A 4,502-nucleotide genomic window follows, 5' to 3' on the forward strand; every position below is an offset into this window, starting at 1 on the left:
CGATTGCCGGGCAATTGAAGTATGAAGGCGAGATCACATTCCACCTTGATCCAACGAGCCCACTGCCGGCAAAAATTCATTACGTTTCCAATTGGTTTCAATTTACCAATCTTGAAGGCGATCGCAATTTCTATTACCAACAGCGCTACAACAAATTTGCAAAAAACGATACATTAACGGTTTTTGCTGAGTTGAAACATTTTGCGCAAGAAGAACAGCTTTCTTTTGAAAATGTACGTTCTTACCTGAACATTTTCGGATTCGAAAATTTCAAAGATCAGCAGTTGATTGAACTTTCGAGTGGCGAACACAAGAGGCTGCAATTGATTAAAGCTCTGTGGCTTCAACCTCAGGTGCTCATTATCGACCAGCCTTATACAGGACTAGATGCACAGTCTCGGGAAGATCTCAATCAGATTTTCGATCAGCTTGCGGATAAAGGGGTCACCTTGTTGTTGATCAGTAATGATGACGAACAACCGGATTGTATCAATCGTTTTGCGGAAATTCAGGAAGGTAAAATCAGGATTCGCCAACGGAGTGAAGAGCTATCCAAAGGCTTGCCCCGAACAAGAAAGGCGCTGCCTTATTTTCTACAACAGGCTCCTCAGGTATCCGCCCAGGTCATGGTAAAAATGAACAAAATCAATATTTCATACGGCGAAAAACAAGTCTTAAAGAATATTGACTGGGAAGTAAAAGCCGGTGAAAAATGGTTGCTACAAGGGCATAATGGTTCAGGAAAATCAACTTTGCTTAGTCTCATCAACGGCGATCATCCACAGGCTTACGCTAATGACATCCATCTTTTTGGCAAAAAAAGAGGATCTGGAGAAAGTATTTGGGATATCAAAGAACATTTGGGTATTATATCGCCAGAATTGCATTGGTACTATGATATGAATGCCAACGTTGGGCAGACGATTGCTTCTGGATTTTTTGATTCCATGAGCCTATACCAGCGATTAGGGTTTGAACAACAGCAAAAGCTCGAGCAAATTCTCCATTTTTTTGACCTTAAAGAGGTTAAACACAAAACCTTGGGGTCGTTACCATTAGGCCAACAACGTTTGGTCCTATTGGCTCGCACGATCGTGAAACATCCAGAATTGCTGATTTTGGACGAACCTTGTCAGGGTTTAGACCAAGAGCAGACCCAGTATTTCAACGACGTCATCGATGACCTCAGTAAAAGTGGCCAGACGCTCATTTATGTAGGTCACTTCCAAACCCAGCTACCAACGTGCATTGACAATAAAATCGTGTTGGAAAAGGGAGAAGTAAAGGCTATATCCGAAGTTATCCACAAAAAAGAAACTTTATCAACATAAAAATTGTGGAAAACTTCAATTAATTCGAAAACAAGAACAAAAAAATAAAAAAAGAATCAAGCTATCGACAAAACATTGGAAATCAAAAGTCAAAAATAAAGACAATACAATAGGGCTTAGGCCTATCTTCCAAAGTTTCAATATACACATTGCTGATAGCTCAATACTAAAAATACAATGAAGAAAAATATTTTAATCATACCTGGAGATGGCATCGGCCAAGAAGTAACAACTTGGGGTAAAAAAGTTTTAGAAAAAATCGGTGAAAATTATGGTCATGAATTCAGCTTTGATGAAGCTATCATGGGCCATACTGCAATTGAAGCTACGGGCAACCCTCTTCCTGATGAGACATTAGCTAAAGCAAAAGCTTCTGATGCGATCCTTTTCGGCGCCATTGGCCATATCAAGTATGATAATGATCCTTCTGCTAAAGTAAGACCTGAACAAGGCTTGTTGAAAATCCGTAAAGAACTAGGTCTTTACGCAAATCTTCGTCCAATCCTTTTATTCGATGAGTTATTGGATGCTTCGAGTTTAAAGCCCGAAATTCTTCAAGGTACAGATATTCTTTTCTTCCGTGAATTGACAGGTGATGTGTATTTTGGTGAAAAAAACCGCAATGAGGACAACATCTTTGCGTCAGATCTGATGAACTACCACCGTTACGAGGTTGAACGTATCGCACGTAAAGCTTATGATGCAGCACGCACACGTAACAAAAGATTATGCTCTGTTGATAAAGCAAATGTATTGGAAACATCCCGCCTGTGGAGAGAAGTTGTACAGGAAATCGCAAAAGAATATCCGGATGTTGAAACCGAGCACATGTTTATCGATAATGCAGCCATGCAATTGGTTAAAAATCCGAAGAAATTCGATGTGGTATTGACAGCCAATCTTTTTGGTGATATCTTGACAGACGAAGCGTCACAGATCGCAGGCTCAATGGGTATGTTGGCTTCTGCTTCCGTAGGCGATGGTACAGGTTTCTTCGAACCTATCCACGGCTCTGCACACGATATCGCTGGTCAAAATAAAGCAAATCCACTTGCTTCAATTTTATCTGCAGCCTTGATGCTTGATATTAGCTTTGGTCTACAGGAAGAAGCTAAAGCGGTTACCAATGCTGTTGCTGAAACATTAAAAGCAGGTTGGAGAACCGGTGATATTGCCAACAGCAGCACAGAAGCTTCAAAAATCTTAGGTACTCAGGAAATGGGTGAAAAAGTATTGGAGTTTATTAAATAGTATACCCTTTTTAATTTGTAAATCTTTTGAATTAAGAAATTATGTTACACGATCCTAATCATCTTTACATTTTCGACACCACCTTACGTGATGGCGAACAGGTACCAGGCTGCCAATTAACCACTCCGGAGAAAATTGAGATTGCTAAAGACCTGGAAAAACTAGGGGTAGATATTATCGAAGCCGGTTTCCCAGTGTCTAGCCCTGGTGATTTTCAATCGGTTGTAGAATTATCTAAAGCGGTGAACGATGTTATTATATGTGCATTGACCCGTGCCAATCAAAACGATATTGACGTAGCTGCTGAGGCATTAAAATATGCCAAACGCCCACGTATTCACACCGGTATTGGTTCTTCGGACATGCATATCAAATATAAATTCAACAGCACAAGAGAAGAAATTTTAGAACGTGCTGTTGCGGCTGTAAAACATGCCAAATCCTATGTGGAAGATGTCGAGTTTTATGCAGAAGATGCTGGTCGCGCAGACTTGGCATTTCTAGCTAAAATGGTTGAGTCGGTCATTGCGGCTGGTGCTACGGTGGTCAACATCCCTGATACAAACGGTTATTGTTTACCGGATCAGTATGGGTCAAAAATCAAGTATCTCAAGGAGAATGTGCGCAATATCGATCAGGCCATTATTTCGGCACATTGTCACAATGACCTAGGACTTGCAACAGCAAATTCTATCGCTGCCATTCAAAATGGAGCCCGCCAGGTAGAATGTACAATCAACGGTATCGGTGAACGTGCCGGAAACACGTCGCTTGAAGAAGTGGCCATGATCCTTAAAGTACACAACCAGTCGTTTGGAAGCTTAACATCAAACATCGATAGCCGCATGTTTACGTACTTATCGCGCAAGGTAAGTGAAATGATGAACATGCCTGTCCAACCGAATAAAGCAATCGTTGGCCGTAATGCCTTCGCGCATAGCTCGGGTATTCACCAAGATGGTTTCCTAAAACACCGCGAAAACTATGAGATCATCAGACCAGAAGATGTTGGTTTGGTTGAAGCTGATATTATCCTGACAGCTCGTTCAGGTAGACATGCCCTTAAGCACCATTTGGAGCGTTTAGGTTTCCATCTTGAAAAAGATGATTTAGCAGATTGCTATCAACGTTTCCTGGTTTTAGCCGACGAAAAGAAAAATATTTGTGATGATGACCTAAAAAGCCTCATCCAGGAAAAAATATAAAAAAAGGAAGGCTGCAGATGCAGCCTTTTTTTATCATAAGTACATTTTTTTTAAAAGGATCCACATGACACATAGCTGATTATTATTTTAGCATGTGTTCAGACGGTCTTCCATTCAAAATCAACTAAATTTAAACACTGTATAGGTAGAATCTCTCATATAACAGCGAATATCTGCGTTTTATTTGCTACCTTAACTAGGCAATCATCTAACAATGAATCTATCAACCTTAAACATCAATTCAGAAGCTACGCTTGACCGCATCAAGTCTGTGGTCAACAGAACACCGCTTCAATATAATCGGCATCTATCCGAAAAATATGGCGCTGAAGTCTATCTCAAACGGGAAGATTTACAAGTCGTACGTTCCTATAAATTACGCGGTGCCTACAATAAAATTATTTCCTTAACAGCGGAAGAGCGACAACGTGGCGTTGTATGTGCCAGCGCAGGCAACCACGCTCAGGGCGTTGCTTTCTCCTGCAATAAACTCGACATCAAAGGCGTGATATTTATGCCGGGTCCGACACCACGCCAAAAGATTTCACAAACGGAAATGTGGGGTAACGGTAATGTAGAAATCATCTTGACCGGAGACACTTTTGATGACTGCCAAAAAGCGGCGCTGGCTTATACAGCAGAGCATGGCATGACTTTCATTCCGCCATTTGATGATCTCAAAGTTGTGGAAGGACAGGGTACTGTAGCCGTTGAT

The 4,502-nt window shown here is 41.1% G+C and carries 4 protein-coding genes; all 4 read left to right on the forward strand.

Annotated elements, in window-relative coordinates; genetic code table 11:
• The coding region (locus B2X72_RS12525; protein ID WP_286849738.1) for an ATP-binding cassette domain-containing protein at positions 1-1,331 on the forward strand (1,331 nt) is incomplete at its 5' end.
• 177 nt (positions 1,332-1,508) lie between these two features.
• Complete coding sequence (gene leuB, locus B2X72_RS12530; RefSeq protein WP_286849739.1) at positions 1,509-2,582, forward strand: 3-isopropylmalate dehydrogenase; 1,074 nt, start codon at positions 1,509-1,511, stop codon at positions 2,580-2,582.
• A gap of 41 nt (positions 2,583-2,623) precedes the next feature.
• Positions 2,624-3,787, forward strand: coding sequence for a 2-isopropylmalate synthase (locus B2X72_RS12535; RefSeq protein WP_145327525.1), 1,164 nt, complete (start codon positions 2,624-2,626; stop codon positions 3,785-3,787).
• Between the two features lie 214 nt (positions 3,788-4,001).
• The coding region (locus B2X72_RS12540) for a pyridoxal-phosphate dependent enzyme (RefSeq protein ID WP_286849740.1) at positions 4,002-4,502 on the forward strand (501 nt) is incomplete at its 3' end.

The sequence above is a fragment of the Sphingobacterium sp. UBA7253 genome, assembly GCF_002472745.1.
Lineage (GTDB): Bacteria > Bacteroidota > Bacteroidia > Sphingobacteriales > Sphingobacteriaceae > Sphingobacterium > Sphingobacterium siyangense.

What these genes read in the sequence shown, in the direction of transcription:
- B2X72_RS12535 (WP_145327525.1), top strand. Translation starts at nt 2,624, where the DNA reads ATGTTACACGATCCTAATCATCTTTACATTTTCGACACCACCTTACGT.
- leuB (WP_286849739.1), top strand. Translation starts at nt 1,509, where the DNA reads ATGAAGAAAAATATTTTAATCATACCTGGAGATGGCATCGGCCAAGAA.